The following is a 2,418-nucleotide window of genomic DNA, read 5'->3' on the forward strand; positions in this document are numbered from 1 at the left end:
AGGTAAGAATATGGTTTCTCAGTTACAAAAAATAAAAAATAGCAATCAAGATGTTAGTAACCAGTCTCCACAAGCCAAGCAAGATTGTGCAGATGTAGTCAATATTTCTGTATTTTTTGATGGGACAGGAAACAATTTAGAAGCAGACCAAGATAAAGGAAAACTCGCCAACCCAGCAAAGTTATGGCGAAATGCACAATCTTATAGTTTATTCGAAATTGAGCGTACAAAGTCGCCAGTGAAGTTAAATCATCCTATTTATGTTTCTGGAGTTGGAACTCCGTTTAATGGTGAGCTAAACAAAGTCGAAAAAAGAATAGCCACAGTGCAAGACCATGAGCTTACAGGCGGGGTAACAGGGATTGGAGGTACAAGACGGTTAAAATATGGTGAGTCTCAAATCAGTATTAGCCTTGAAAACATCCTCAAACAAAAAATTGCCCAAGCAGAAGCGAAGCTAAAACCTCAAGTTGAAGCGCGAAAAAATGAAGCAATAGTTAAAATGGGGACGAAGCTGAATGAGCATCGTCTAATCAAAAAAGTTAATTTATCGATCTTTGGTTTCTCACGCGGGGCTGCGCTGGCACGTGTATTTTCTAATGAAATGATTTGGAAAACTGAAACTGAGGATTTGAGCCTAAAGTATCAAATCTCAGGTCAAGCAGAACCTGCACCGATGGAAATTCAGTTTTTAGGCATATTTGATACTGTTGCATCTTTTGGCTTGCCTGCGACCAATATGTCGAATAAATTCAGTTTCACAGGTCGAGACATAGTAGTCGATCCGAGAGTAAAAAATTGCGTGCATCAAGTCGCGGGGAATGAATTACGTTTTGCTTTTCCTGTAGATTCAATTTGTATAGATAGTAAATTAGCTAACCCAAGAACATGGAAAGAAATAGTCTATCCTGGAATGCATTCCGATGTGGGTGGTGGCTATGAGCCAAGTTCACAAACAATTAGTAATAATTTTGCCCGTATTCCTTTAAAAGATATGCTTGAAAGTGCTGAAAATTCAGGTGTTAAAATTTTTAATTATGAAAATCTTAAAAAAGAAGATCCTATTTTATTTGAAGATGAATTTCAAATAGAAGATAAAACCCAGCAACTTTTTGAAGCCGTTCAAAAAGCAGTAGGAGCCTCGACAGGTAATGTAAAAAAAGACATTATAAATTATATGAAACTTCATTATGGTGCCTATGGAACTTTACATCGTCAACGGCAACAATATTTAGCAGCAGGTAAATCAAAAGAAGATCTAGCTTATCTTTCAGTGAGTCAAAATGCTCGAGAAGAAGCCGGATTTTCTTTACCAACCGGTCCTGCTGATATGGCCACTGAAGTTGAAAGAGTTAAAGCAGCTAAAAATTTCACCACATTTGATCAATCTAATTTAACAGGTATAAAACACGTATTTAGAATCATTTATCCATTTGCTAAAGCTTATGAGTTTTTAGTCGATATAGATGATTGGGAATTACAGAGTTGGGAAAAAAATGTTTCACAAGAAGCAGTAGATTTTTATTCAAGCTATGTACACGATTCGAAATATGGTTTCATCTATAATGCAGAGCCATTTAGTTACTTTAGACAACGAACGGTATATGAATCAAAACGAAGTTGGAAAGGTAAAAGAGTCGATAAAAAATTAGGGCCTATCCACGAACAAATAGCTTATGAAAATAATGAATTTGAAAAAACTCAGAATAATTAGTTTTGAAAGTTAATAAAAAATCTGTATATGAGAATTCTTTATTCAATAAATTAAATATTAGATAGTTCGGCCATCAGCAAGATCAAGTATAACGCACATAATATTCTGTGAAGGATCTTAAATGTCACAGGTCTTACAGCGTGCGCAGTTGGCTATATCAATGATGAGTAAAAAAATAATAATGAGTGTTTAAATGTATAACATGTTAAAAATTGAAAGTCGAATCCAGCGCCTGGAAGTTTGGATAATGGTATCTCTTGGATGAGAAAGTCTGATTTTGATAAGTTAAAAAGTCGTAAGGAATGGAGAGATATATTTGCATTAGGGTGAGCTGGAATAGTAATGGTGAATATCTTGAGTATACTGTTCCAAAAGATTAGAAACTCTGTGCTTGGGAAGGTCCAGCGATATATCAACAGCGAGGTGAATTCTATTTAAAAGGTGGAGTCCCGCGAATCAGTCTGAATCACAGTATTTTATAAAAGGAGATATTTTCCTAAAATTAGAAAGTGATTGGGGTGAAACAATCTGGTATTTAAAAGCAACCAATAAAGAAAAATAAAATTGAATTTTCTAAAAATACTTAAGTGCTTTAAAAGGGATATTATAAAACTTATATAAATAAACCCGCTCGAAAGCGGGTTTATTTATATCTCATGAGAGATTACATATTTGGATAGTTTGGACCACCAGCACCTTCCGGT

At 34.9% G+C, this 2,418-nt stretch carries 1 protein-coding gene; it reads left to right on the forward strand.

Going from position 1 to position 2,418, the window contains the following annotated elements; genetic code table 11:
• Window positions 1–10 precede the first annotated feature (10 nt).
• Window positions 11–1,714, forward strand: a complete 1,704-nt coding sequence (locus B3D47_RS02450) for a T6SS phospholipase effector Tle1-like catalytic domain-containing protein (protein ID WP_103800682.1) — start codon at window positions 11–13, stop codon at window positions 1,712–1,714.
• Window positions 1,715–2,418: the final 704 nt, after the last annotated feature.

It is taken from the genome of Acinetobacter sp. UBA3461 (assembly GCF_002381195.1).
In the GTDB taxonomy this organism is placed as follows: domain Bacteria; phylum Pseudomonadota; class Gammaproteobacteria; order Pseudomonadales; family Moraxellaceae; genus Acinetobacter; species Acinetobacter schindleri.